This window comes from Curtobacterium sp. YC1 (assembly GCF_016267665.1).
Taxonomy (GTDB): Bacteria; Actinomycetota; Actinomycetes; order Actinomycetales; family Microbacteriaceae; genus Curtobacterium.
The window spans coordinates 2,903,585-2,928,371 of the sequence record NZ_CP066341.1 but is presented as its reverse complement, the minus strand read 5'-3'; the positions used below and the strand labels follow the sequence as shown (position 1 = coordinate 2,928,371).

At 71.4% G+C, this 24,787-nt stretch carries 26 protein-coding genes and 1 tRNA gene; 17 read left to right on the top strand and 10 right to left on the bottom strand.

The window, feature by feature from the left end:
• Positions 1–17 precede the first annotated feature (17 nt).
• On the top strand, positions 18–764 hold the full coding sequence (locus I8920_RS13810) for a phosphoglyceromutase (RefSeq protein WP_198656868.1): 747 nt from the start codon (positions 18–20) through the stop codon (positions 762–764).
• A 62-nt stretch (positions 765–826) separates the two neighbouring features.
• Here I8920_RS13810 and I8920_RS13805 read toward each other — a convergent pair whose 3' ends face one another.
• Complete coding sequence (locus I8920_RS13805) at positions 827–1,375, bottom strand: AAA family ATPase (RefSeq protein WP_198656867.1); 549 nt, start codon at positions 1,373–1,375, stop codon at positions 827–829.
• 139 nt (positions 1,376–1,514) lie between these two features.
• Positions 1,515–2,183, bottom strand: coding sequence for a phosphate signaling complex protein PhoU (gene phoU / locus I8920_RS13800; RefSeq protein ID WP_198656866.1), 669 nt, complete (start codon positions 2,181–2,183; stop codon positions 1,515–1,517).
• A 147-nt stretch (positions 2,184–2,330) separates the two neighbouring features.
• Between phoU and I8920_RS13795 the strand changes: the two genes are divergently transcribed.
• Entirely contained in the window at positions 2,331–3,497 is a 1,167-nt protein-coding gene (locus tag I8920_RS13795) for a sensor histidine kinase (protein ID WP_198656865.1), read from the top strand.
• Positions 3,494–4,174 (top strand): response regulator transcription factor, encoded by a 681-nt coding sequence (locus tag I8920_RS13790; RefSeq protein ID WP_198656864.1) that lies wholly within the window; start codon positions 3,494–3,496, stop codon positions 4,172–4,174. The genes I8920_RS13795 and I8920_RS13790 overlap by 4 nt, the downstream gene beginning before the upstream one ends.
• Before the next feature lie 100 nt (positions 4,175–4,274).
• Here the strand turns inward: I8920_RS13790 and I8920_RS13785 are convergent, their stop codons facing one another.
• Positions 4,275–4,913, bottom strand: coding sequence for a hypothetical protein (locus tag I8920_RS13785; protein ID WP_198656863.1), 639 nt, complete (start codon positions 4,911–4,913; stop codon positions 4,275–4,277).
• 157 nt (positions 4,914–5,070) lie between these two features.
• Between I8920_RS13785 and I8920_RS13780 the strand changes: the two genes are divergently transcribed.
• From I8920_RS13780 to rlmB, 4 genes are all read left to right on the top strand, one after another.
• On the top strand, positions 5,071–5,553 hold the full coding sequence (locus I8920_RS13780; protein WP_017888066.1) for a CarD family transcriptional regulator: 483 nt from the start codon (positions 5,071–5,073) through the stop codon (positions 5,551–5,553).
• Positions 5,554–5,614: 61 nt separating this feature from the next.
• Positions 5,615–6,784, top strand: a complete 1,170-nt coding sequence (ispD, locus tag I8920_RS13775) for a 2-C-methyl-D-erythritol 4-phosphate cytidylyltransferase (protein WP_198656862.1) — start codon at positions 5,615–5,617, stop codon at positions 6,782–6,784.
• Positions 6,785–6,801: 17 nt separating this feature from the next.
• Positions 6,802–8,211, top strand: coding sequence for a cysteine--tRNA ligase (cysS, locus tag I8920_RS13770; protein WP_198656861.1), 1,410 nt, complete (start codon positions 6,802–6,804; stop codon positions 8,209–8,211).
• Positions 8,212–8,239: 28 nt separating this feature from the next.
• A complete protein-coding gene (gene rlmB / locus I8920_RS13765) occupies positions 8,240–9,250 on the top strand; it encodes a 23S rRNA (guanosine(2251)-2'-O)-methyltransferase RlmB (RefSeq protein ID WP_198656860.1) in 1,011 nt (336 codons plus the stop codon).
• Between the two features lie 287 nt (positions 9,251–9,537).
• On the opposite strand, the gene I8920_RS13760 is transcribed toward rlmB, so the two are convergent.
• Positions 9,538–10,842, bottom strand: coding sequence for a DUF4032 domain-containing protein (locus I8920_RS13760; RefSeq protein WP_198656859.1), 1,305 nt, complete (start codon positions 10,840–10,842; stop codon positions 9,538–9,540).
• Positions 10,843–10,926: 84 nt separating this feature from the next.
• The gene (locus tag I8920_RS13755) at positions 10,927–12,027 is read right to left on the bottom strand and encodes an ABC transporter ATP-binding protein (RefSeq protein WP_198656858.1); all 1,101 of its coding nucleotides are present in this window, start codon (positions 12,025–12,027) and stop codon (positions 10,927–10,929) included.
• A 242-nt stretch (positions 12,028–12,269) separates the two neighbouring features.
• On the opposite strand from I8920_RS13755, the gene I8920_RS13750 reads away from it, so the two are divergent.
• Positions 12,270–13,190, top strand: a complete 921-nt coding sequence (locus tag I8920_RS13750; protein ID WP_198656857.1) for a DsbA family protein — start codon at positions 12,270–12,272, stop codon at positions 13,188–13,190.
• 65 nt (positions 13,191–13,255) lie between these two features.
• Here the strand turns inward: I8920_RS13750 and ypfJ are convergent, their stop codons facing one another.
• The gene (gene ypfJ / locus I8920_RS13745) at positions 13,256–14,146 is read right to left on the bottom strand and encodes a KPN_02809 family neutral zinc metallopeptidase (protein WP_198656856.1); all 891 of its coding nucleotides are present in this window, start codon (positions 14,144–14,146) and stop codon (positions 13,256–13,258) included.
• A gap of 100 nt (positions 14,147–14,246) precedes the next feature.
• On the opposite strand from ypfJ, the gene I8920_RS13740 reads away from it, so the two are divergent.
• Positions 14,247–15,389 carry a glycerol dehydrogenase gene (locus I8920_RS13740; RefSeq protein WP_198656855.1) on the top strand — a complete coding sequence of 381 codons (1,143 nt, stop codon included), beginning with the start codon at positions 14,247–14,249 and terminating at the stop codon, positions 15,387–15,389.
• Between the two features lie 26 nt (positions 15,390–15,415).
• Here I8920_RS13740 and I8920_RS13735 read toward each other — a convergent pair whose 3' ends face one another.
• The gene (locus tag I8920_RS13735) at positions 15,416–16,213 is read right to left on the bottom strand and encodes an NAD(P)H-hydrate epimerase (protein WP_232832750.1); all 798 of its coding nucleotides are present in this window, start codon (positions 16,211–16,213) and stop codon (positions 15,416–15,418) included.
• Between I8920_RS13735 and I8920_RS13730 the strand changes: the two genes are divergently transcribed.
• Entirely contained in the window at positions 16,212–16,997 is a 786-nt protein-coding gene (locus tag I8920_RS13730) for an alpha/beta fold hydrolase (RefSeq protein WP_198656854.1), read from the top strand. The two genes, I8920_RS13735 and I8920_RS13730, sit on opposite strands and share 2 nt — an antisense overlap.
• A 53-nt stretch (positions 16,998–17,050) precedes the next feature.
• Positions 17,051–18,082 carry an aldo/keto reductase gene (locus I8920_RS13725; protein WP_198656853.1) on the top strand — a complete coding sequence of 344 codons (1,032 nt, stop codon included), beginning with the start codon at positions 17,051–17,053 and terminating at the stop codon, positions 18,080–18,082.
• Between the two features lie 182 nt (positions 18,083–18,264).
• On the opposite strand, the gene I8920_RS13720 is transcribed toward I8920_RS13725, so the two are convergent.
• Both I8920_RS13720 and msrB read right to left on the bottom strand, forming a co-directional pair.
• Positions 18,265–18,340 (bottom strand) — tRNA-Thr (locus I8920_RS13720).
• A 45-nt stretch (positions 18,341–18,385) separates the two neighbouring features.
• Complete coding sequence (msrB, locus tag I8920_RS13715) at positions 18,386–18,793, bottom strand: peptide-methionine (R)-S-oxide reductase MsrB (RefSeq protein WP_198656852.1); 408 nt, start codon at positions 18,791–18,793, stop codon at positions 18,386–18,388.
• Between the two features lie 65 nt (positions 18,794–18,858).
• On the opposite strand from msrB, the gene I8920_RS13710 reads away from it, so the two are divergent.
• From I8920_RS13710 to groL, 6 genes are all read left to right on the top strand, one after another.
• Positions 18,859–19,332: a GNAT family N-acetyltransferase gene (locus I8920_RS13710; RefSeq protein WP_198656851.1), complete on the top strand. Its 474-nt coding sequence runs from the start codon at positions 18,859–18,861 to the stop codon at positions 19,330–19,332.
• Complete coding sequence (locus tag I8920_RS13705) at positions 19,332–20,411, top strand: DUF2332 family protein (protein WP_198656850.1); 1,080 nt, start codon at positions 19,332–19,334, stop codon at positions 20,409–20,411. The genes I8920_RS13710 and I8920_RS13705 overlap by 1 nt, the downstream gene beginning before the upstream one ends.
• A 96-nt stretch (positions 20,412–20,507) precedes the next feature.
• Positions 20,508–20,822, top strand: coding sequence for a DUF3263 domain-containing protein (locus I8920_RS13700; protein WP_225557913.1), 315 nt, complete (start codon positions 20,508–20,510; stop codon positions 20,820–20,822).
• A complete protein-coding gene (locus tag I8920_RS13695) occupies positions 20,819–21,436 on the top strand; it encodes a LytR C-terminal domain-containing protein (RefSeq protein WP_198656848.1) in 618 nt (205 codons plus the stop codon). Before I8920_RS13700 ends, I8920_RS13695 begins: the two co-directional genes overlap by 4 nt.
• Before the next feature lie 182 nt (positions 21,437–21,618).
• Entirely contained in the window at positions 21,619–21,822 is a 204-nt protein-coding gene (locus I8920_RS13690) for a cold-shock protein (protein ID WP_017888049.1), read from the top strand.
• 290 nt (positions 21,823–22,112) lie between these two features.
• On the top strand, positions 22,113–23,735 hold the full coding sequence (gene groL / locus I8920_RS13685) for a chaperonin GroEL (protein WP_198656847.1): 1,623 nt from the start codon (positions 22,113–22,115) through the stop codon (positions 23,733–23,735).
• A 94-nt stretch (positions 23,736–23,829) separates the two neighbouring features.
• Here the strand turns inward: groL and I8920_RS13680 are convergent, their stop codons facing one another.
• Complete coding sequence (locus tag I8920_RS13680) at positions 23,830–24,783, bottom strand: hypothetical protein (protein ID WP_198656846.1); 954 nt, start codon at positions 24,781–24,783, stop codon at positions 23,830–23,832.
• Positions 24,784–24,787: the final 4 nt, after the last annotated feature.

Sequence of the window (24,787 nt, the reverse complement as noted above, 5' to 3'; positions counted from 1 at the left end):
TCGGTAGACTCGGGCGCATGACCTCCACGCTCGTCCTGCTCCGTCACGGCAACAGTGACTGGAACCAGAAGAACCTGTTCACCGGTTGGGTCGACGTCCGGCTCAGCGAGCTGGGCGAGAAGGAGGCGAAGCGCGCCGGCGACCTGATCGCCGAGTCCGGCATCGTCCCCGACGTCCTGTACACCTCGCTCCTCACCCGCGCGATCCAGACCGCGAACATCGCGCTGCTCCAGGCCGACCTGGCCTGGCTGCCGGTCAAGCGCGACTGGCGCCTCAACGAGCGGCACTACGGCGACCTGCAGGGCAAGGACAAGGCGCAGACGCTCGAGCAGTACGGCGAGCAGCAGTTCATGGAGTGGCGCCGTTCGTTCGACGTCCCGCCGCCCCCCATCGCCGACGACGCCGAGTACTCGCAGGCCGGTGACCGCCGCTACGCCGACCTCGGCGACCAGCTGCCCCGCACCGAGTCGCTCAAGCTCGTGATCGACCGGCTGCTGCCGTACTGGGAGTCCGACATCACCAAGGACCTCGGCGCGGGCAAGACCGTGCTCGTCACGGCGCACGGCAACTCGCTCCGCGCCCTCGTGAAGCACCTCGACGACATCTCCGACGACGACATCGCCGGCCTGAACATCCCGACGGGCATCCCGCTGGTGTACGAGCTCGACGACGACTTCCGTCCGACCAAGCCGGCGTACTACCTGGACCCCGAGGCCGCCGCCGCCGGCGCCGCCGCCGTGGCCGCCCAGGGCGCCAAGAAGTAGCACGACACACGAACGCCCCGCCTGGTCGTCAGGCGGGGCGTTCGTCGTACCGGTCGCAGCGCTCAGACGAAGTGCGACGCGATCTCCTGCACCAGGACCCCGACGTCGTACTGCGCCGTCGTGTCGACGCGGATCACCGGGACGCCGGGCAACCCGACCGGTCGTGCGTCGTCGCCGTGCTCGTCCCAGAACGACAGCACGCCGGCCAGGTCGCCGTGCACGTCGTGCCGCACCGGCACGGTGCCCGGCTCGTACCGGTCGCGCAGCCGGTCCGCGGCGGTGGCGCGGTCCGTGTCGCACCACACCTCGACGGCGCGCGGCGACCCGGCGGAGGCGAGCCCGGCCTCCAGGCGGTCCCGGTCACGGGACGGCAGCCAGACGGCGTCGAGGACCACGCCGTTCTCGACCGCTCCGGCCATCGCCCACATCGTGTCCATCGCGATGCCGCCCAGCGGGCGGGACGCGATCATCGGGCCGACGACGTCGGCCAGGGGCTCCTTGATGCGGTCCTTCGACAGGAACGGGCAACCGAGCACCTCGGCGAGGGCGGCACCGATCGTGCTCTTGCCGGAACCGGGCATGCCGTTGACGATGATCGCGACCTGGGCCATGCGTCGATCCTCGCAGACCGTGGCGGTGCGGACCCGCGCCGGACCGGTCGAGCGCGCGCCGCGCAACGGAAGTCGCCCCGCGCCACGGCGATCCGTGGTGCGGGGCGACTTCGGTTGTGCGGAACGACGCCGAACCGGGTCAGACGGTGACGGCCGAGCTCGACGCGCCGGTCCAGTCGCCGGTCGCCAGGTACTCGACCTTCTTCGCGATCGACACCGCGTGGTCGGCGAAGCGCTCGTGGTAGCGGGAGGCCAGGGTCGCGTCGACGGTGTCGATCGGGTTGCCCTTCCAGGTCTCGCCGAGCACGAAGTCGAAGACGCTGGCGTGCAGCTCGTCGACCGCGTCGTCCTCGTCGCGGATCTCGGCCGACAGGGCGATGTCCTCGGTGGCGAGCAGGCGCGTGAGCTTCTGCGCCATCGCGACGTCGTGCCGGCCCATCTCCTTGAAGGTGGGGCGGAGGCCCTTCGGCACGACCTTCTCGGGGAAGCGCTGGCGGGCGAGCTGCGCGATGTGCTCGGCCATGTCGCCCATGCGCTCGAGCGAGGAGCTGACGCGCAGGGCGGTGACCACGACGCGCAGGTCGCGGGCGACGGGGGCCTGACGGGCGAGGATGTCGATCGCGATCTCGTCGAGGCTGTTCGCCGCCTCGTCGATCTTCACGTCGTCGGCGATGACCTCGTCGGCCAGGGCGACGTCGGAGTCGCTGAAGGCCTGGGTGGCCCGGGTGATGGCGGACTCGACGAGCCCGGCGATCTCGGTCAATCGCTCCTGGACGTCCTGGAGTTCCTGCTGGAAGACTTCGCGCATGGGGGAGTGCCTCTCTGATGCGTACCGGTCGAGTGTCGTCAGCCCAGGTGAACGAACGGTGACGCGCGGCTGAACGCTTCGCGTTCCGGCCTTCCGGTGCGGGTGAACGGTACCGGAACCCCGCGTGACCATCCCTACACTGGCGGCATGGACAACGCGTGGCTCGTGCCACTGTCGATGCTCCTCGGCGGGGTCTTCGGCGCGGGCGTCGTGGTGCTGATCATCACCGCCGAGCGCACGGCTCGTGCTGCCGACGTGGCGGAACGGACCCTGCCGGACGGCGTCGCAGCGGTCATCGCGACGATGCACAACCCGGCGGTCGTGATCGACCCGTCGAACACCGTCGTCGCCGCGTCGCCGCAGGCGCTCACGGCCGGCCTGGTGGTGCGGCGCCGACTCGTGCACCGCGAGCTCCTCGAGCTGATCGACCGCGTGCGCCGGAGCGGCGAGATGGCCTCGGAGGACCTCGAACTGCCCAGGGGGCACCACGGCGAGCTGGTCGGCTACCTCAGCTTCCGCGCCGCCCAGCTCGGCAACCGGTACGTGCTCCTGACCGCCGACGACCTGACCGAGAGCCGGCGGATCGACGAGGTCCGCCGCGACTTCGTCGCCAACATCTCGCACGAGCTGAAGACCCCGATCGGCGCGATCGGCCTGTTGTCCGAGACGCTCGTGCTCGCCGCGGACGACCCGGAGCACGTCAAGAAGTTCGCCGCGCAGCTCGTCAGCGAGTCCGAGCGACTCGGCGCGCTGACGAAGGACATCATCGAACTGTCCCGGCTGCAGTCGGTGGACGCCCTCGAGAACAGCGAGGAGACCGGCATCGACAAGATCGTCCAGGCGGCGATCGACGCGAACGAGGTCGTCGCACGGGCCCGGTCGATCGAGATCGTCCGCGCCAAGAAGTCGAAGCTGCGCGTGATGGGCGACCCCGGCCTGCTGCAGGTCGCGGTGTCGAACCTGATCGCCAACGCGGTGAAGTACTCGCCCGACAACACCCGTGTCGGTGTCGGCGTCCGCAGCACCAAGGGCTTCGTCGAGATCGCGGTGACCGACCAGGGCGTGGGGATCCCCGAGTCCGACCTGGACCGCGTGTTCGAGCGGTTCTACCGCGTCGATCCCGCGCGGTCGCGCGCCACCGGGGGCACCGGCCTCGGGCTCGCGATCGTGAAGCACGTCGTCGGCAACCACGGCGGTGACGTGCGCGTCTGGTCGCAGCCCGGCAAGGGCTCGACCTTCACGATCCGTCTGCCCGAGGCGGATCCCGAACTGACCACAGCACTCGAAGAGCAACTGGAAGAGCAGCCATCGTGACCAAGATCCTCATCGTCGACGACGAGCCGGCCCTGAGCGAGCCCCTGGAGTTCCTGCTGCAGCGTGAGGGGTACGACACCTCCGTCGCTGCCGACGGCGTGACCGCGCTGTCCAAGTTCGACGCGGAGAACCCCGACCTGGTGCTCCTCGACCTCATGCTGCCGGGCCTGAGCGGCACCGAGGTGTGCCGGCAGATCCGCACCCGGTCCAACGCCCCGATCATCATGCTGACGGCCAAGGACTCCGAGGTGGACATCGTCGTCGGGCTGGAGCTCGGCGCGGACGACTACGTGACGAAGCCGTACTCCACCCGCGAGCTCCTGGCCCGGATGCGCGCGGTGCTCCGGCGCCGCACCGAGGACGACCCGGCCGACAGCGGCATCCTGCAGGTGGGCGGCATCCGGATGGACGTCGAGCGCCACACGGTGTCGGTGGACGGGTCGGAGACCCCGATGCCGCTCAAGGAGTTCGAGCTGCTCGAGCTCCTGCTCCGCAACGCCGGGCGCGTGCTCACCCGCGGGCAGCTCATCGACCGGGTGTGGGGGTCGGACTACTTCGGCGACACGAAGACCCTCGACGTGCACATCAAGCGCATCCGCTCGAAGATCGAGCGGGTCCCGTCGACGCCCGAGATCCTGGTGACGGTGCGCGGTCTCGGGTACCGCATCGAGGCCTGAGGCGCACGCACGCACAGGAGGCCCGGTGCGAGTCCGTGGGACTCGCACCGGGCCTCCTGTGCGAACGCTCCTGGCGCGGTGTCAGCCGCGCCCGTCGGCGTCAGTTGGTGCCGTTGTCGCCCTCGGACGAATCCGTCTGCGAGTCGTCGGGCTGGGTGCCGGGCACGGCCTGGCCGGTCGACTGCGAGCCGCTCTCGGACGGCGAGGTCGAGGTGGACGTCGGGGTCGGGCTCGGTGCGAGGGTCTGGTACTCCTCGAGCGCGCTGGTGAGCACGGGGACGTTCGCCGAGACGCCCTCGGCGTCGGGGTAGGAGAAGTACACCTTGACGAGCGAGCCGGGCACGGCGTCGGCGTTGTCGAACAGGACCTCTTCGGCGTCGCCGCCGGCGGTGCCCTGCGTGGTGTCGCCCTCCTGCACGCTCGACTCGTCGTCGCTGGCGGGACCCGAGGTCATCGCGAGGTCGACGTGCGTGTTCGCCGGGACGTCCACGGTCTGGGTGTCGCCGCCGACCTCGATCGAGACGGTGTAGTCGTCCTCGTCGTCGTTGTTCACGAGGGTGCCGACGAAGCGTGCGCCGTCCCCGTCGTCCGAGATCAGGAGGGCGTTCCGCACGTCGACCTTGCCGGTCGAGACGTTCACGCCGTCGGTGATCTGCTTGATGTCGACGGTGTGGGCCGGCGACATGAACTCGCACCCGGTGGCGCCGAGCGCGATGGTTGCCGCAACGGCGACGGACACGAGTACCCGAGGTCGCAAGAGATTCCTCCGTAAGTCACGATGAGGACCGGACGGTCCCGGTCCATCCTAGCGATCACCGGGGAGGGGGAGCGTTGAGGGTCCCCTTACCGGATCACCCCTTGTGGTAAACTGGAGGTCTGGGAACGGAGCCTGATACATGCAATTCGAGGTCGGCGAGACCGTCGTCTACCCCCATCACGGGGCGGCAACCATCTCTGAAGTCAAGACTCGCGTCATCAAGGGCGAGGAAAAGGTCTACCTGAAGCTGCGGGTCACCCAGGGTGACCTGACGATCGAGGTCCCGGCGGACAACGTCGACCTGGTCGGCGTCCGCGACGTGATCGGCAAGGAAGGGCTCGACAAGGTGTTCGAGGTCCTCCGGGCGCCGTTCACCGAGGAGCCCACCAACTGGTCCCGCCGGTACAAGGCGAACCTCGAGAAGCTCGCTTCCGGTGACGTCATCAAGGTGTCCGAGGTCGTCCGCGACCTCTGGCGTCGCGACCAGGACCGCGGGCTCTCCGCGGGTGAGAAGCGGATGCTGGCCAAGGCCCGCCAGATCCTGATCTCCGAGCTCGCGCTCGCCGAGAAGACCGACGAGGACAAGGCATCGACCGTCCTCGACGAGGTCCTGGCCTCCTGAGCCGGACAGCATCGCACTGAGCACGACAGCACGGACGACGACCGCACGGTTCCCCGACGGGGTGGACCGGGCGGTCGTCGTCGTTGCGGCCGGCTCCGGCACCCGGCTCGGCACCGGCACCGCCAAGGCGTTCGTGCCCGTCGCCGGTTCGCTCATGCTCGCGCGGGCGCTCGAGCCGCTCTTCGCCCTGCCGACGCCCGCGCTCGTCGTGGTGGTCGCGCCGACGTCGCACCTCGACGAGTGCCGGCAGCTGGTCGCCGCCGTCGCCGGGGCTGCGGTCGCGTACACGGCCGTCGTGCCGGGAGGCGCGGATCGCCACGCGTCGGTCGAGGCCGGCCTGGCCGTCCTGCCGGACTCCGTCACCGCGGTGCTCGTGCACGACGCGGCGCGGTGCCTGACGCCCGCCGCGCAGTTCGCGCGGGTGTTCGAGGCTGTCGCGGCGGGTGACGGCGCCGGGTTCGTGCCGGCGCTCCCCGTCACCGACACCGTCAAGCGCGTGGACGGCGACGTCGTCGTCGAGACCGTCGACCGAGCGGCCCTCGTCGGCGTTCAGACGCCCCAGGGGTTCCCGCTCGCGGCGCTCCGGCGGGCGTACGCCGCGTCGTCGCGGTCCGAGACGGACGACGCCGGGGTGTTCCAGGCCGCCGGCGGGACCGTCCGTTCCGTCCCGGGCGACGCCGACGCGTTCAAGATCACGACCCCGTGGGACCTCGGTCGCGCGGAGTCGATCGTCCGGGCGCGGTCCGGTGCGGCGGCCGGTCCGCCCGTGCGGTTCGGCCTCGGCGTCGACGTGCACGCGTTCGACGACGCCGCTGCCTGCCGCGTCGGACTGCTCGACTTCGCGGGCGAGGCCGGTCTCTCCGGACACAGCGACGGCGACGCGGTGGCCCACGCCGTGTGCGACGCCCTGCTCTCCGCCGGGGGCCTCGGCGACATCGGCGGACGCTTCGGCACCGCTGACCCGCGGTACGCCGGGGCCACCGGGGACGTCTTCGTCCGCGGGGCCGTCGCGCTGCTCGCCGACGCCGGGCTCGTCCCCGTCTCCGTCACCGTGCAGGTCATCGGCAACCGCCCGCGCATCGGCGGCCGGCGGCAGGAGATGCAGGACGCCCTGGCCGCCGTCGTCGGTGCCCCGGTGGCCGTGTCCGGCACGACGACCGACGGCCTCGGGTTCACCGGCCGGGGCGAGGGGCTCGCCGCGATCGCGACGGCCGTCGTCCGTCCGGCCTGACGTCCTAGGCTTGGGGCGTGACCGTACGCCTCCACGACTCCCGCGCCGCAGCCGTCGTCGACCTCGTCCCGCTGGTCGACGGACACGTGAGCATGTACGTGTGCGGTCCGACGGTGCAGTCGTCGCCGCACATCGGCCACCTGCGGTCCGCGCTGGTCTACGACATCTGGCGTCGCTGGCTGACCCACCGCGGGTACCGGGTGACCCTGGTGCGGAACGTCACCGACATCGACGACAAGGTCCTCGACCTGGCCGCCGGCACCGACGAGGAGTGGTTCGCGCGCGCCTACCGCGTCGAGCTCGAGTTCACCGCCGCGTACAACGCCCTCGGCATCCTGCCCCCGACGTACGAGCCCCGTGCGACCGCGAGCGTGCCGCAGATGCACGAGATCATCCAGCGGCTGATCGACCGCGGACACGCGTACGCGGCCGACGACGGCTCGGGCGACGTCTACTTCGACACCGGCAGCTGGGCGGAGTACGGCGCACTGACCCGCCAGCGCCGCGAGGACATGGCCGAGGCCACCGACGCCGACCCGCGGGGCAAGCGCGATCCCCGCGACTTCGCCCTGTGGAAGGGTGCGAAGCCCGGCGAACCGCCGACCGCGAACTGGGACTCCCCGTGGGGCGCCGGGCGCCCGGGGTGGCACATCGAGTGCTCCGCCATGTCCCGGCGCTACCTCGGACCCGCGTTCGACATCCACGGCGGCGGACTCGACCTGCGCTTCCCGCACCACGAGAACGAGCTCGCGCAGTCCACCGCCGCCGGTGACCCCTTCGCGTCGTACTGGCTGCACAACGGGCTGGTGACGGTCGAGGGGCAGAAGATGTCGAAGTCCCTCGGCAACTCGATCTTCGCCGCGGACTTCCTCGGCGCCGCTCGCCCCGCCGTCGTGCGGTACTTCCTCGGCGCCGCGCACTACCGCTCGGCGATCGACCACCACGAGGGTTCGCTGGCCGAGGCCGAGGCTGCGTACGACCGCATCGCCGGGTTCCTGGACCGCGCCGTCGAACGGCTGCAGGGCGTGCACCTGACCGACGCCCCGCGGGTGCCCGACGCGTTCGCCGAGGCGATGGACGACGACCTCTCGGTGCCCCAGGCCCTCGCCGTGCTGCACGAGACGGTGCGCGCCGGGAACGCCGCGCTCGACGCCGACGATGCGGAATCCCTCGGGACCGCGTACCATCAGGTGGCCGCGATGGTGGAGGTGCTCGGCATCGACCCGCGGGCCGCCCACTGGTCGGGCGGTGGCCAGGACGCCTCGGCGGGTCCGCTCGCCACCCTCGTCGAACGCCTCGTGCAGGAGCGCGCGGACGCCAGGGCCGCCCGGGACTTCGGGGCGGCAGACCGTGTGCGCGACGACCTCGCCGCAGCGGGCATCACGATCGAGGACACCCCGTCCGGAACACGCTGGAGCATCGCCTGAACACGGCAGTGCCGAACAGGAGCTACGCATGAAGAACGTCTCGGGAAGCAAGAAGGGCCGGCCCGGCGCCGTCCGTTCCGGTCGGAAGGGCAACAAGCAGGTCGGCTCCGGCGGCCAGGGCGCACAGGCCCTCGAGGGTCGCAAGCCGACCCCGAAGGCCGAAGACCGTCCGTACCACCCCGCCGGCAAGCGCAAGGCAGCGAAGGACCGCTTCGAGGCGGCCAAGGGGCGCCACGGTGCCTCGTCGACGCCGCAGTCGCGCACCGGTCGGCCGCCGCAGCGCAAGACCGACGACAGTGAGCTCGTGACCGGGCGCAACTCGGTGCTCGAGGCGCTCCGCACGAAGACCCCCTCGTCGACGCTCTACATCGCGTCGCGCATCGAGGTGGACGACCGCGTCAAGGAGATCCTGGCGCTCGCGAACCACCGCGGTGTGCCGATCATCGAGCTGATGCGTCCCGAGCTCGATCGGATCACCGGCCACGACAGCGTGCACCAGGGCGTCGCGCTCAAGGTGCCCGCGTACCAGTACGCCGTCGCCGAGGACATCGTCGAGCAGGCGTTCTCGCGCGACCAGGTGCCGCTGCTCGTCGCGCTCGACGGCATCACCGACCCGCGCAACCTCGGTGCGATCATCCGCTCGACCGCGGCCTTCGGTGGACACGGCGTCATCGTGCCGCAGCGCCGCTCGGTCGGTGTGACGGCGTCGGCGTGGAAGACCTCGGCCGGTGCCGCGGCCCGCACGCCCGTCGCGATGGCCCCGAACCTGACGCAGACGCTCAAGTCGCTCAAGTCGATGGGCCTGTTCGTCCTCGGCCTGGACGGCGACGGCGACGTCGAGCTCGACGGCCTCGAGCTGGCCGACCGCCCGATCGTGATCGTCGTCGGCTCCGAGGGCAAGGGCCTGTCGCGCCTGGTGACCGAGACCTGCGACGCCATCGTGTCGATCCCGATCTCGAGCGCCACCGAGTCGTTGAACGCCGGCATCGCCGCGAGCGTCACCCTGTGGGAGGTCGCGCGGCGCCGTCGCTCCGCCTAGCCGCACGCACATCGTGAGCAGGAATGGTCGCCTCCCCACTCGGGAGGCGACCATTCCTGCTCACGGCGCCGGACGGGTCGGGCCGTGACGGTCTGGAGGACCGGCGCGGGTCTCCGGGACACGCGCCGCGCCTCCAGGCCGTCGCGTTCTCGACCCCCGAACGGTCAGGACACGTCGGATGGTGTCCGCCGACTGGTCACGAGCCGTCGCTGCGCGACGCCCCTGGCGACGGTCTGCGACCGGTCGACGTCCACCCGGCGGGGTGTCGTGACCGGCCGGCCGATGGGTCAGACGCCGGCGCGCCAGTCCTCGACGTCGTCGGACTCGTCCGCGTCGTCGTCGACGACCGGGATCGGCAGCGTCATCGACGAGGTCGGCGGGTTGATGAGCAGGCGCTCGTCACGACGGTGCCGCAGCACGTCGTTGATGTACGCGGTGGTGGCCTCGGGCAGCGAGACCGAGCGCTCCTCCTGCTGGGACATGAACCAGCGGTGCTCCAGGAGCTCGTGGAACACCTCGGCGGGTTCGAGTCGGCCGCGCAGGTCACGGGGGATCGAGCGGACGACGGGCTCGAAGACGCGCGACACCCACTCGTGCGCCACCATCTCCTCGTCGAGTTCGTCGCGGCCGTTCCGCGCGCGGTAGGCGTCGAGGTCGTTGAGCAGACGACGGGCCTGGTTCTCGCCGGCGTCGAGCCCGGTGAGCCGGAGCAGGCGACGCTGGTGGTGCCCGGCGTCGACGACCTTCGGCTGGATCCGCACCTGCGAGCCGCCCTCGGTCGTGTGGATCGACAGCTCCTCGATGTCGAAGCCGAGCGCGTTGAGCCGTTCGACGCGGTCGTTGATCCGCCAGCGCTCCTTGACGTCGAACTGCTCGGTGCCCGTGAGCTCCTTCCAGAGCGTGCGGTACTGGGCGACGATGCGGTTCGAGACGTCCACCGGGTCGGCGTTCTCGTCGAGTCGGCCGCCCGCTTCGAGGTCGAGCAGCTCACCGGCGATGTTCACGCGCGCGACCTCGAGGTCGTTCTCGCGCTGGCCGTTCGACAGGCCGCCCGGGTAGAGCTTGCCCGTCTCGGCGTCGACCAGGTAGGCGGCGAAGGCACCGGCGTCGCGGCGGAACAGCGTGTTCGAGAGCGAGACGTCGCCCCAGTAGAACCCGATGACGTGCAGACGGACGAGCAGCAGCGCGAGCGCGTCGACCAGACGCGTGGCCGTCTCGGGCCGCAGCGTCTGCGAGTACAGCGCGCGGTAGGGCAGCGAGAAGCGCAGGTGGCGCGTCACGAGCACGGGGTGCAGGGGCTCGCCGTCGGCGCTCACCCGGTTCGTGATGACCGCGACCGGGTCGACGCAGGGCACGTCCATCCGCTGCAGGGTGCGGAGCATGTCGTACTCGGCCCGCGCGACCTCCTCGCCCGTCTCCTTCACGGCGGCGACGTACCCGCTCAGGTGCACGAAGCGCACGAGGTGGCGGGAGATGCCCTTCGGCAGCGCGACGATCGCGTCGTCGGGCCAGTCCTCGAGGGGCAGGTCCCACGGCAGGTCGAGCAGGCCGGGGTCGACGGTCGCGGCGGTGATGGAGAGGGAGTCGGACACGGTGGGCTCCTGTGGTGCGGTGGTCTCACAGACGGGAGGCGCGGTGCCAGCTGGCACCGCGCCTCCTGTCTGCCTGTGCTCGCGCTACGCGCTGACGACGGCCTTGTCGTCGAGGCGCTCGCCCGACTCGGTGTCGAAGGCGTGCACGTGGCCCTGCTTGGGGGTGACGACGATCGTGTCACCGATCGACGGGTGCGAACGACCGTCGACGCGGGCGACGATGTCGACGCGCGAGCCGTTGACGTCGGCGTGACCGTAGAGGTAGCCGTCGGCGCCGAGCTCCTCGACCACGTCGACCGTGACGGGCAGGCCCTCGCCCGTCTGGGCGACGACGACGTCCTCGGGGCGGATGCCGACCGTGATCTGCGCGGCGCGGGCGTTCGACAGCGTGTCGCGGTCGAGCGGGTGGTTGAGCGTGCCGAACTTGATGCCGCCCTCGATGACGTCGGCGGGCAGCAGGTTCATGGCCGGCGAGCCGATGAAGCCGGCGACGAACACGTTGTTCGGCTTCTCGTACAGGTCGCGCGGCGTGCCGACCTGCTGCAGGATGCCGTCCTTGAGCACCGCGATGCGGTCACCCATGGTGAGGGCCTCGGTCTGGTCGTGCGTGACGTAGACCGTGGTGACACCGAGGCGACGCTGCAGCGAGGCGATCTGGGTGCGGGTCTGGACGCGGAGCTTGGCGTCGAGGTTCGACAGCGGCTCGTCCATGAGGAACACCTGCGGCTGACGGACGATCGCGCGGCCCATCGCGACGCGCTGACGCTGACCACCGGAGAGCGCCTTCGGCTTGCGGCCGAGGTACTGCTCGAGGTCGAGGAGCTTGGCGGCCTCCTGCACGCGGGTGGCGCGCTCCTCCTTGCCGACGCCGGCGATCTTGAGCGCGAAGCCCATGTTCTCGGCGACGGTCATGTGCGGGTACAGCGCGTAGTTCTGGAACACCATCGCGATGTCGCGGTCCTTCGGCGGGACGTCCGTGACGTCGCGGTCGCCGATGCGGATCTGGCCGGAGTTGACCTCTTCGAGGCCGGCCAGCATGCGGAGCGAGGTGGACTTGCCGCAGCCCGAGGGGCCGACGAGGACGAGGAACTCGCCGTCGGCGACGTCCAGGTCGAGGGAGTCGACCGCGGGGCGGTTGCCGCCGGGGTAGAGACGGGTTGCCTTGTCATAGGTGACGGACGCCATGAGCGTTCGGTCCTTCCTTCACCGGCAGGTACGTGCCGGACGATCCGAGTGAAGCGGTTGCCCGTACGGGCCCCGGACGGTCGCCGTCGACCGTCGGGGTTCATACAACACGAGTTCACCCCGGTGCGCCAGTGTTTCCCCACCTGGTCGGCAGCCTCCCAGAGCGGCCCAGTACAATCGGCGGGTCCGTCCGCGGAGCGGGGGAGCGCCGAGCGGACACCGATCAGGAGGACGACGCACCGATGACCAACCGCCCCGAGGGTGACGCCCGCGCCGCGCGGAACGAGCGCCGCGAAGCCGCCCGCCGACGAGCCCAGCGGGCCCGCACCCAGCAGAAGCGACGCCAGCGCGGCGTCCGGCTCGGCCTGCAGATCGGACTGGGGGTCGTGCTGCTGGCGGCGGCGACGATCGTCACGCTCGTGCTGGTCGACTCCGTGAAGCCCGCCGGCCCTGGTCCGACCTCCATGTCGCAGGGCGGCATCACCATCGGGCAGGACCTGGAGCCGGTGACGGCCGGGGCGTCCGCGACGCCGACTGCCGGGGCGACCGACGGCGCCGGCACCGTCCGGATCTCGCTGTACGTCGACTACCTCTGCCCGGGCTGCCGCGCCTTCGAGGAGGCGAACGGCGAGTACATCCAGGACCTCGTCGACTCCGGCGCCGCCACCGTCGACATCCACCCCATCGCGATCCTGTCGAACCGCTCGCAGGGCACGAAGTACGCGCTCCGTGCCGCGAACGCCGCGGCCTGCGTCGCCGAGCACTCGCCGAACCAGTTCTACGCGGTGAACCGCGCGCTCTTCGCGGCCCAGCCGGAGGAGGGCACGCCGGGCCTGACGGACGCCGAGCTCACCGACGTCGTGACCGGCGTGGACGGGCTGCAGGACCGCAGCGCGATCCGGGAGTGCATCGCCGACCAGGACTACGCCAAGTGGGTCGACGAGCAGACGACCGCCGTGACGGAGGGCGACATCCCCGGTTCGTCGCTCGACGAGTTCCCCGGCACCCCGCTGGTGCTCGTCAACGGGCAGCGCTACGAGCTGACCGAGCCCGTCACGAACGACGACTTCCGCACCTTCGTGGTGTCGGCGGCCGGCGCCACCGAGGCCACGCCGACGCCGACCCCGAGCGCGACCCCGTCGCCCCGACCGACGAAGCGCTGATGCGCTGATGCGCTGACGGGAGGCCCGGTGCCGGCTGGCACCGGGCCTCCCGTCGTCTCCGCCGGCTACAGGGCCGAGCCGGGGATGCTCAGGGTGTCGCAGCTGGTCGCACCCTGCTGGTAGCCGCGCAGGAACCACCGCTGGCGCTGCTCGCTCGACCCGTGGGTGAAGGAGTCCGGGTCGGCGCGGCCGGTCGCACGCTCCTGGATGCTGTCGTCGCCGACGGCGCTCGCGGCCGAGAGCGCGTCGGCGATCTCGGCCCGGGTGATCGGCTCGAAGAACGTCTGTCCGTCCGCGTCCTCGGTGGTCGCCGCGTCACCGACCCAGGCGCCGGCGTAGCAGTCGGCCTGCAGCTCGACCCGGACACTGCCCGAGTCCGCACCGGTGCCGGACCGGTCGGTCTGCGCGAAGGCGCCCTGCAGCTGCTGCACGTGGTGACCCCACTCGTGCGCGACGACGTACATCTGCGCCAGCGGGCCGCCGGACGACCCGTACTGCGCCTGCAGGTCGTCGTAGAACGCGGTGTCCAGGTAGATCGCCCGGTCCGGCGGGCAGTAGAACGGGCCGGTCGCCGCCGAGGCCTGGCCGCACGAGGTGTCGGTCGAGTCCTGGAACAGGTAGAAGTCCGGCGTCGTGTAGGCGATGCCGAGCGACCGCGACTCGGAGGTCCAGTACTGGTCGAGCGACTCGGCGGCACCCTCCATGCGGCACTCGACCCGCTGGTTCGCGTCGCGGCCGGTCCGGCACTCGGGAGCCGCGTCGACGGCCTCGTCCCGCTGCGTGATCTGCGTCAGGTCGCCGCCGCCGACGATCCCGCTCAGGTCGACCCCGGTGAACTCCGCGATCAGGAACACCACGATGGCGCCCACCCCCACCGCGCCGCCGCCGACCGCGGCGGCCCGTCCGCGCCGCTTGACCTTGCCGCCGCCCAGCCGCGAGTCCTCGTTGAACGTCATGCCCTCGAACCTACCGACCAGCGGCCGCGCGTACCGTCGGGGGCGTCGACCACCCCGACACCTGTCGTACACCTGTCGGACAACCGGAAGGAACCGCACCATGGCCACCCCCATCAGCACCGTGATGAGCCCCGCGCGCTACGTCCAGGGCAAGGACGCGATCACCCGCGTCGGCGAGTTCGTCGCCCCGATCGGCAAGCGGCCCCTGATCGTCGCCGACGACGTCGTCTGGGGCATCGTCGAGGCCGCCGTGTCCGAGAGCTTCCGTGCCGCCGACCTGCCCGTCGAGCGCGTCGGGTTCGGCCGGTTCGCCACGCCGGAGGCCGTCGACGAGCTCGTCGAGCACATCCGCGCGACGGACGCCGACGTCATCGTCGGGCTCGGTGGCGGTTCGGCCATCGACGCGGCGAAGGCCTCCGGCCACCTGGCCGGCATCCGCTGGGTCAGCGTGCCGACCGCGGCCTCGACCGACGCCCCGACGTCCGCGCTCGCCGTGATCTACTCCGCCGAGGGCGAGTTCCTGGAGTACCGCTTCTTCCCGCACAACCCCGACCTGGTGCTCATCGACACGAAGCTCGTCGCGAACGCGCCCGTGCAGTTCCTGGTCGCGGGCATCGGCGACGCCCTGGCCACCTGGGTCGAGGCCCGTGCCGCGAAGCGTGCGAACGCCGACACCATGGCGGGCGGGCTGCAGACCGAGACCGGCGTCGCGCTCGCCGAGCTGTCGTGGCGACTCCTGCACGAGAACGCCCTGCAGGCCATCGAGTCCGTCAAGGCCAAGGTCGTCACGCCGGCGCTCGAGAAGGTCGTCGAGGCGAACACGCTGCTGTCCGGGCTGGGCTTCGAGTCCGGTGGACTCGCCGCCGCGCACGCCATCCACAACGGTCTGACCGCGGCCCCGCAGGCGCACGGCCTGGCACACGGGCAGAAGGTGAACATCGGCACGATCGCGCAGCTCGTGCTCGAGGGCGCCACCGCCGAGGAGATCGAGGACTTCGTCGTCTTCACCACCAAGGTCGGTCTGCCGAACACGCTCACCGAGATCGGCCTGACGGTCGACGACCGCGACGTGCTCCGTGCCGTGGCCGAGGCGGCGACGGTCGAGGGCGAGACCATCCACAACATGCCGTTCCCGGTGACGCCCGAGGCCGTGGTCGACGCACTCGTCGCCATCGAGGGCATCGCGCGCAGCATCCGTGCCGAGCACGGCCTGCCGGAGCCGGTGCGGTACGAGCACCACTGACCGGACGGCGCCCCGACGCGTGCGGGTCAGGTGCGGATCAGCGGCTCCGTCGTCGCCAGGTCCGCACCGATCCCCACGTCGACGAGCTCGATGCGTCCGGCGAGGGTGGCGGCCGGTCCGGTCAGCAGGCCGGCCTTCACCCCGCCGAACGTGACGGTGACGTCGGCGTGCAGCACGTGGTCGTCCGCGACGCCGCCGGTGTCGACGTCGATGCCGCTCGGCACGTCCACCGCGACGACGAACGGCGCCCGCTGGTCCCGCGCGAGCTCGCGGATCGCGTCGACGACCTCACGTGCGGGGGACCGCAGCGCGGCCGCACCCCGGACGCCGATCCCGAGGATCCCGTCGAGCACCAGGTCGGCCTCGAGCGCCGCCTCGGTCGTCAGGTCCGCCAGGCGCTCGCCGTCGCTCCGGCCCGCGGCCCGCAGGATGTCGGCCGCCCCGCCCGGCCCGGCTGCGTCGGACGGTCCGCCCAGGAGGCGCGCCCCGGCGTCCAGCGCCGCTGCCAGGCCCGCCTCGTGGACACGCGAGCCGACGCGGACCACCGCCACGTGCCTCCCGGCCGCCGCCAGGCGCGCAGCCGCGAACAGGGCGTCACCACCGTTGTCGCCGCTGCCGGCCAGCACGAGCACGGACCCGGGGCCGTCGCCCGGCCGCACGGCCGGGTCGTCGAGCAGGTCGCCGACGATGCGGGCGAGGCCGTCCGCGGCCCGCTGCATGAGCGGTTCTCCCGCATCGAGGTGGGGGCGTTCCGCCGCCCGGATCTGATCGCCGCCGTAGCCGTCCATGCCGACCACAGTGCCCCGGTACGCTGGAGAGGACATGTCACTCGTCCCCGAAGCGCCGCGCCCCCGGTTCGTGATGTCGCCCGACGGGCTGCGACTCGCCACCTACGACTTCGGTGACCCGGACGCCCCGGCCGTGGTCGCGGTGCACGGCTTCGCCTCCGGCGCGGTGCTCAACTGGCACGCCTCGGGCTGGACCCGTGACCTCGTCCGCGCCGGCTACCGGGTGCTGGCCCTCGACCAGCGCGGCCACGGGGCGAGCGCGAAGCCGCACGACCCGGGTGCGTACTCGATGGAGCTGCTCGTCGCCGACGTGACGACGGTCATCGACACCTACCTGCTCGACGACGCCGCGTTCCTCGGGTACTCGCTCGGCGCCCGCGTCGGCTGGCACACCGCCGAACAGCTGCCCGGACGCATCTCGCGGGCGGTGCTCGGCGGGATCCCGGACGCCGACCCGATGCGCCGGGTCCGCGTCGACCAGGCGAAGGCGTACATCGCCGACGGCACGCCCGTCGAGGACCGTGTCACGAACGGCTACCTGACGATGGCGGCGAACGTCGAGGGCAACGACCTCGGCGCGCTCGTGGCGATGGTCGAGGGCATGCGGGACAGCATCGAACCCACGCCGCAGAACGCCCCGGCGCAACCGCTCCTGATGGCCGCCGGCAGCGAGGACGGCATCCGCGACAGCGCGGTCCGGCTCGCCGAGGCGGCACCGGACGCCACGTTCTTCGAGATCCCCGCGCGCAACCACTTCAACGCGCCGACCTCCCGGGCCTTCCGGCAGGAGGCGCTGCGGTTCCTGTCCGCCGCACGCTGACGGGTACTGCTGGGTCCTCGTTGTCCCGGGCGGTCGCGCGTACCGTCCCGGCCATGGACTACAGACTCCTCGGCAACAGCGGGACATCGGTGTCGACGCTGACCCTCGGCACCATGACGTTCGGCAGCGAAGCCGACGAACCCACCTCACACGCGATCCTCGACGCCTTCGTGGCAGCCGGTGGCACGCTCGTCGACACGGCGGACGTGTACTCCGGCAACGAGTCCGAGCGGATCATCGGCCGCTGGCTCGCGGCACACCCCACCGAGGCGGCGCAGGTCGTCCTCGCCACCAAGGGCCGGTTCCCCCAGGGCGACGGCCCGAACGACCTCGGGCTGTCGCGGCGCCACCTGCGGGTCGCCCTCGACGCCTCGCTCGAGCGGCTCGGTGTCGACCACATCGACCTGTACCAGATGCACGCGTGGGACGCCCTGACCCCGATCGACGAGACCCTGCGGTTCCTCGACGACGCCGTCTCCGCCGGCAAGATCGGCACCTACGGGTTCTCCAACTACCTGGGCTACCAGGTCACGAAGGCCGTGTACGAGGCGAAGGCGCACGGCTGGGCACCGCCCGTCACCCTGCAGCCGCAGTACAACCTGCTCGTCCGCGACATCGAGCACGAGGTCGTGCCCGCCTGCCTGGACGCCGGGATCGGCCTGCTGCCCTGGTCGCCCCTGGCCGGCGGCTGGCTCTCCGGCAAGTACCAGCGCGACGAGGCCCCGACCGGCGCGACCCGCCTGGGCGAGAACCCGCAGCGCGGCATGGAGGCGTGGGAGGCCCGCAACGGCGACGAGCGCACGTGGGAGGTGCTCGACGCGGTCTCCGAGGTCGCCGACGCGCACGGCGCCTCGAAGTCGCAGGTCGCCCTCGCCTGGCTGCTCGCCCGGCCCGCGGTGACGAGCGTCATCCTGGGCGTCCGCACGCTGTCGCAGCTCGAGGACAACCTCGGCGCCGCCGACCTCGTGCTCACCGACGACGAGCTCGCACGCCTGACCGACGCCAGCGCACCGCGCATCGACGACTACCCCTACGGCACCGCCGGGGTGGCGCAGCGGGAGCGGAAGATCACCGGCGGACGCTGACGTTCATGCAGATCGTGCGGATTCCCGCGGATCTGGGGTCCGGGTGTGGACGCGCGGTCGGTGAGGTGTCATCCTCGACGCACGACCGGCTGGTTACCGTGTCCAGCGCCCGGAACGCTCCCTGATCCGCGTTCCGTGTGCCGATGCCCCGGGCGAGATCTCGCCCGGGGCATCGCTCCGTGTGGGGCCGGCAGCGGGACTCGAACCCGCAACCCCCGTATTACAAGTACGGTGCGCTACCAATTGCGCCATGCCGGCTGACGCCGCTCATCCTACCGGTGAGGGCGTCGGGGCCCAGCCGGACTACTCGGCGGTCTTCTCCGAGAAGTTCAGCGAGATCGAGTTCATGCAGTACCGGTCACCGGTCGGGGTGCCGAACCCGTCGGGGAACACGTGGCCCAGGTGCGAGCCGCAGTTCGCGCACCGGACCTCGGTGCGGGCCATGCCGAGGGAGTTGTCCTCGAGCAGCTGCACCGCGTCCGGGTCGACCGACTCGTAGAACGACGGCCAGCCGCAGCCGGAGTCGAACTTCGTGCCGCTCTTGAACAGCTCCGCACCGCAGGCCGCACAGGTGTAGACGCCGGCGCGCTCCTCGTCGAGGAGTTCACCGGTCCACGGCCGTTCGGTCCCCGCCTGGCGGAGGACGGCGTACTGGTCCGGGGAGAGCTCCTCGCGCCACTGGGCGTCGGACTTGTCGACGTTGTATGCCATTGCTTCCTCCTGCTTCCGGCCGGGCTCTTCCGGGCACTCCCGACCACTTCAGTAAACTCGCCGCGATGTCCGAGCATTCCGTGCGCCACGCCCGCTGGACCCGTCTGACGACGGACGAACTGTACGGCATCGTCGTGCTCCGCAACCGCGTCTTCGCGCTCGAGCAGCGGGTGACCGCCGAGGACTTCGACGGTCGCGACCGCGAACCCGACACCGAGCACTGGTGGTTCGGCACCGACACCCGAGCGGTTGGGTACCTGCGCCTCATCCGGCCGGCAGCGGACGAGGTCCACCCGGACGGCTCCGCGCCCCCGGCCTGGGTGGTCGGACGGGTCGCGACCCACCCCGACCACCGCGGGCAGGGCATCGCCGGTCGGCTCGTCGCCGCGGTGCTCGCGGCCCACGGACACGAACCGATCGTGCTCCACGCCCAGGAGTACGTCGCCGCCCTGTACGAACGGCACGACTTCGTGCGCTTCGGGGACCCGTACGACGAGGCCGGCATCCGCCACGTCGGCATGCACCGGCCCGGACGCTGATGGACACCCGGACCCGGTACGCCGCCTACGCCGACCGCATCGAACCGGTCTCGCCGTCGTACGCGGCCTGGGCGCGGTCGCTCGACGACGCCCTCGTCGCGCTCCTCGCCGAGGTCCCCGAGCAGCAGCGGCAGCCGGAACTGTTCTTCGCGGTCGCGCGGCGGCTGGGCGCGGACCCGTCGGACCCGGGAGCGCTGCGCGCGCTCGGCCGGGAGGCCCGCCCCGCGGTGGTCACGGCCCTCGCCTCTGCCACGGTGCAGGCCAACGACCCGCGGCGGCTCGCCCCGGTCGTCCCGCTGTTCGCGGCGCTCGCCGCACGCTCCGCGCGTCCGCTCGGCCTGGTCGACGCGGGCGCCGCCGCCGGGCTGTGCTCGATCCCGGACCGGGTGACCCTGGACTACAGGGTGCCCGACGTGCGGATGGTGCAGGACCGCGCCCCGGTGCGGTCGTCGCGCCCCGACCCTGCCGGGCGCGACGACGGCAGCGGGGCGCAGGTCGAGGTCGTCCGGATGCACACGGCGCCGGAGGGCCCCTCGATCCGACTCGTCGCCGACGCCTCCGGGGCCGTACCCGCGCCGGCGAGCGCACCGATCACCATCGGTGCGCGGGTGGCGCTCGACCCGAACCCGATCGACCTCGCCGCACCGGGCGCGTTCGACCGGTTGGTCGAGGCCGTCCCGCCCGAGGCGACGGACCGCACCGCCCTGATGCGCGAGGCGGCGCGTGCGACGCTCGCCGTGCCTCCCCTGCGGATCCGGGGCACGCTGCCCGGTGACCTCGACCGCGCGCTGGACGCCCTGCCGGACGGCGTCGAGCCGGTCGTCCTGACCACCGGGACCCTGGTGTACGTGCCGGGTGCCGACCGGCAGCGGGTCGTGGACCGGATCCGCGAGCGCGGCGTGCACTGGATCGCGCTCGAACGCACCGGCATCCTGACCGGGGTCGCCGCGACGCTGCCCGACGACGTCGACGCGTCGGATCCGGACGCGTTCGCCACCGCGTCGCTCGACGGTGTCGCGACCGCGGTCTCCGACGCGTTCGGCACCCGGGTGCGGTGGCTGCGCGACCCGGACCGCTGAGCGGTGTTCGCGACAGTCCAGCGGCGTGCCAGGGTCCGGCTCGCCTCCGCCCCTACGATGTGCGAGACCCGTTCCCCGACCGCGATCGGAACCGCAGTGACCGCCAGCCCCACCGACGAGCACGGCACGGCCCAGCTGACCGAGCTGGACAAGCACGTGCTGTCGTTCGAGCACGACCGGGCGCGGCACGACCGGACGAAGGAAGCGGAGATCCGGGTCGAGTTCGAGATGTCGGCGGCGCGCTACTACCAGGTGCTCAACCGCGTGATCGACTCGCCGGCGGCGCTCGCGTACGACCCGCAGCTCGTCACCCGGCTGCAGCGGCTGCGGCACGCACGCACCAGCGCCCGGGCCACGCGCAGCTTCGTCGCGCCCGGAGCGGCACCCGAAGGACGTGAAGAGGAACGATGAGCACGAGATTCCCCCGAGACCGGTTCGACGACGTCACCGACGGGCCGCGGGTCGGCGCACACCGCGGCGCCCAGCGTCGTGGGCGTGGCTGGATCGCGTTCGCGTGGGCGGCCCTGGCCACCGGTGTGCTCGTCGGCATCGGCGTGCTCGTGCTCGCACTGCTGAACGGCAGCTACTCGTTCACCGGGTCGGACTCCCCGTCGGCCAGCAGCTCGGCCACGTCGAAGCCGTCGTCGTCGGCGAGCTCGGAGCCGTCGCGGTCCTCGTCGGGTGGTGCCGACGCCGGTTCCGGTTCGGCGGACGCCGGCGGAGCAGCAGCCGCGACGCCGCAGCAGCAGGGGGCGACCACCGTCGTCGTCCTGAACGGCACGACCACCTCGGGCCTCGCCGCGCGGGCGAGCGCCACGTTGACCGGTGCGGGCTGGCAGGTCGCCTCGACCGGGGACGCCGGCACGACGGGGTCGACCTCGACGATCGTGTACTACCAGCAGGCTTCGCAGGCAGCGGTCGCGCAGGGCGTCGCGAAGCAGCTCGGTGTCACGGCGGTGCAGCAGTCGGCTGCCTTCCCGAACGCTGACGTGAGCGTCGTCCTCGGCGCCGACTACACCGGCTGAGCGGTCGTCGCGCCCGGCTCTGCGCCGGTTTGTGTGACGACTGTGTTTCGATCTCGTTGATTTCTGTCGGAATCGACGTGAAAGAACGTCACGCCTCTTGCCTGATCGGTCGTGTTCGGTCAGAGTCCCATGCAGACGACGATCACGTCGTTCCGCACTGCAGTACCAGGGAGCAAGAGATCATGGCCAACGGAACCGTGAAGTGGTTCAACGCTGAAAAGGGCTTCGGCTTCATCACCGTGGATGGAGGAGGCCAGGACGTGTTCGTGCACTACTCGGCCATCGACATGTCGGGTTACAAGGTCCTCGAGGAGGGCCAGGCGGTCGTCTTCGACGTCGGCACCGGGTCGAAGGGCCCGCAGGCCGAGTCGGTCCGTCCCGCCTGAGCACGACCACTTCGCGAACGCGCCGTCCCCGAGGGGCGGCGCGTTCGTCATGTGCGGGCGGCGCGCCCGTGGTGCGTCGGCGGCGCGCCTGCGGTGCGCGGGGACCGCGTGCGCCGCGTGGGGTGGTGGAGCCGCAGTGCTCGGGGCGTGACGCGTCCTGGGAAGTCGTCACGAGCCTCCCGACTGTGTTGCACTCACACCCGGCGAGTGCCAGAATCGGCGTTGGCACTCGCTCACGCTGAGTGCCAGCACGACCCCCATGACGACGTCCGGGAGGGACGAAAACTCACATGGCTAAGATCATTGCTTTCGACGAGGAGGCCCGCCGTGGCCTCGAGCGCGGCCTGAACCAGCTGGCCGACGCCGTGAAGGTGACGCTCGGCCCGCGCGGCCGCAACGTCGTCCTCGAGAAGAAGTGGGGCGCCCCCACGATCACGAACGACGGTGTCTCCATCGCCAAGGAGATCGAGCTCGACGACCCGTACGAGAAGATCGGTGCGGAGCTCGTCAAGGAGGTCGCCAAGAAGACCGACGACGTCGCCGGTGACGGTACGACCACCGCGACCGTGCTCGCTCAGGCGCTCGTCCGCGAGGGCCTCCGCAACGTCGCCGCCGGTGCCGACCCCGTGTCGCTCAAGCGCGGCATCGAGAAGGCCGTCGCCGCCGTCTCCGACCAGCTCCTCGCCAACGCGAAGGACATCGAGACCAAGGACCAGATCGCCGCGACCGCGTCGATCTCGGCCGCTGACCCGACCATCGGCGCGCTCATCGCCGAGGCCATCGACAAGGTCGGCAAGGAAGGTGTCGTCACCGTCGAGGAGTCGAACACCTTCGGCACCGAGCTCGAGCTGACCGAGGGCATGCGCTTCGACAAGGGCTACCTGTCGCAGTACTTCGTCACCGACCCCGAGCGTCAGGAAGCCGTCTTCGAGGACGCCTACATCCTGATCGTCAACTCGAAGATCTCGAACATCAAGGACCTCCTGCCGGTCGTCGACAAGGTGATCCAGGCGGGCAAGCAGCTCCTGATCATCGCCGAGGACGTCGACGGCGAGGCCCTGGCCACGCTCGTCGTGAACAAGATCCGCGGCATCTTCAAGTCCGTCGCCGTCAAGGCTCCGGGCTTCGGTGACCGTCGCAAGGCCATGCTGCAGGACATCGCGATCCTCACCGGCGGCCAGGTCATCTCGGAAGAGGTCGGCCTCAAGCTCGAGAACGCGACGCTCGACCTGCTCGGTCGTGCCCGCAAGGTCGTCATCACCAAGGACGAGACCACGATCGTCGAGGGTGCCGGCGACGCCGAGCAGATCGCCGGCCGTGTCCGCCAGATCCGTTCCGAGATCGAGGCGACCGACTCCGACTACGACCGCGAGAAGCTCCAGGAGCGCCTCGCCAAGCTCGCCGGTGGCGTCGCCGTCATCAAGGCGGGTGCCGCGACCGAGGTCGAGCTCAAGGAGCGCAAGCACCGCATCGAGGACGCCGTCCGCAACGCGAAGGCTGCCGTCGAGGAGGGCATCGTCGCCGGTGGTGGCGTCGCGCTCATCCAGGCCGGTGCCGTGGCGCTCGAGTCCCTCGAGCTCGAGGGTGACGAGGCGACCGGTGCGAACATCGTCCGCGTCGCGATCGACGCACCGCTCAAGCAGATCGCGCTGAACGCCGGTCTCGAGCCGGGTGTCGTCGCCGCCAAGGTCCGCGAGCTCGAGTCGGGTTGGGGCCTCAACGCCGCGACCGGCGAGTACGTCGACCTGATCGCCGCCGGCATCATCGACCCCGCCAAGGTCACGCGCTCGGCGCTGCAGAACGCTGCGTCGATCGCCGGTCTGTTCCTGACCACCGAGGCCGTCGTCGCCGACAAGCCGGAGAAGACCCCGGCCATGCCGGCCGGCGACCCGACGGGTGGCATGGACTTCTAGTCCGTCCTGACGGTAACGGCCCTCGTACGCTGCGCGTGCGGGGGCCCTTCCGCGTGCGGGGGGGCGGGGGGCGCCGAGGTCGCACTTCGGCATGTCATCTCGCCCCTCTACCGGGCCCGAGTGCGACCTCACGCGATGCTCGATCCACCTTGTCGTGTGCTCGAGCGAACGCGCGCCGGAGTTCCTCGAGGAAGGCCGCAGGGGCGCGGATGTCGGGCGCCGTCGTCCGGATGACCGACCACCCCGACGACGTGAACGCGTTGCTGCGCTGGCGATCGCGGTGGAAGGTGGCCGGATCGGTCCGGTGATGGTCGCCGTCGTGCTCGAGCGCGATGCGGAGTTCCGGCCATGCCATGTCTGCCCTGCCGATGAACCGACCCTCGGCATCGTGCACGTCGACGTTCAACGCCGGCTCCGGGAACCCTGCGTCCGTCACGATCAGCCGCAGGATCGTCTCCATCGGCGACTCGGAGCCGACCCTGATCTGCTCGAGCGCCGCGCGAGCCGCTGTGACACCGCGGTCACCTCGACGGATCGTGGCGCGCAGCTGAGCCTGGGTGGTCAGACGACCGACGCCGACCATGTGGTCACCGAGCACGACGAGTTCCCGGACCGAGAGGAGTGTCCGGCACTCGTACCAAGCCGACGCGGGAGTACTCACCCGTACGCCGAAGATCACGGCAGTCGACGCGCGATCGGTCGCGATCCGGTGCCCGACGATGCCGACACGGCGTTCGATCGGCCCGAGTCCGACGGTCGCGACGTGGATCGGCGCTGAGTCGATCGTGGCCCAGCGGGGCAGCGGACAGCTCCAGAGCTGCGCGGCAGAGACGTGGCTCACGAGCTGGTCCTGTCGCAGCAGCAGGCTGAGCGCCATCACCCGGTGCACGAACTCGTCCTGGCCCGACGGCAGTCGAACCCCTCGTGCGGGGATGGTCAGATCGCCCCGCGCCAGCCGGTTCTTCCCCACTCCGGCTTCGAGTGCGTCGGCCACGCGGAACGGTGTGTTCGAGAAGCGGCTGGGGAGCGGGGCAGGACGACGAGGCATGACC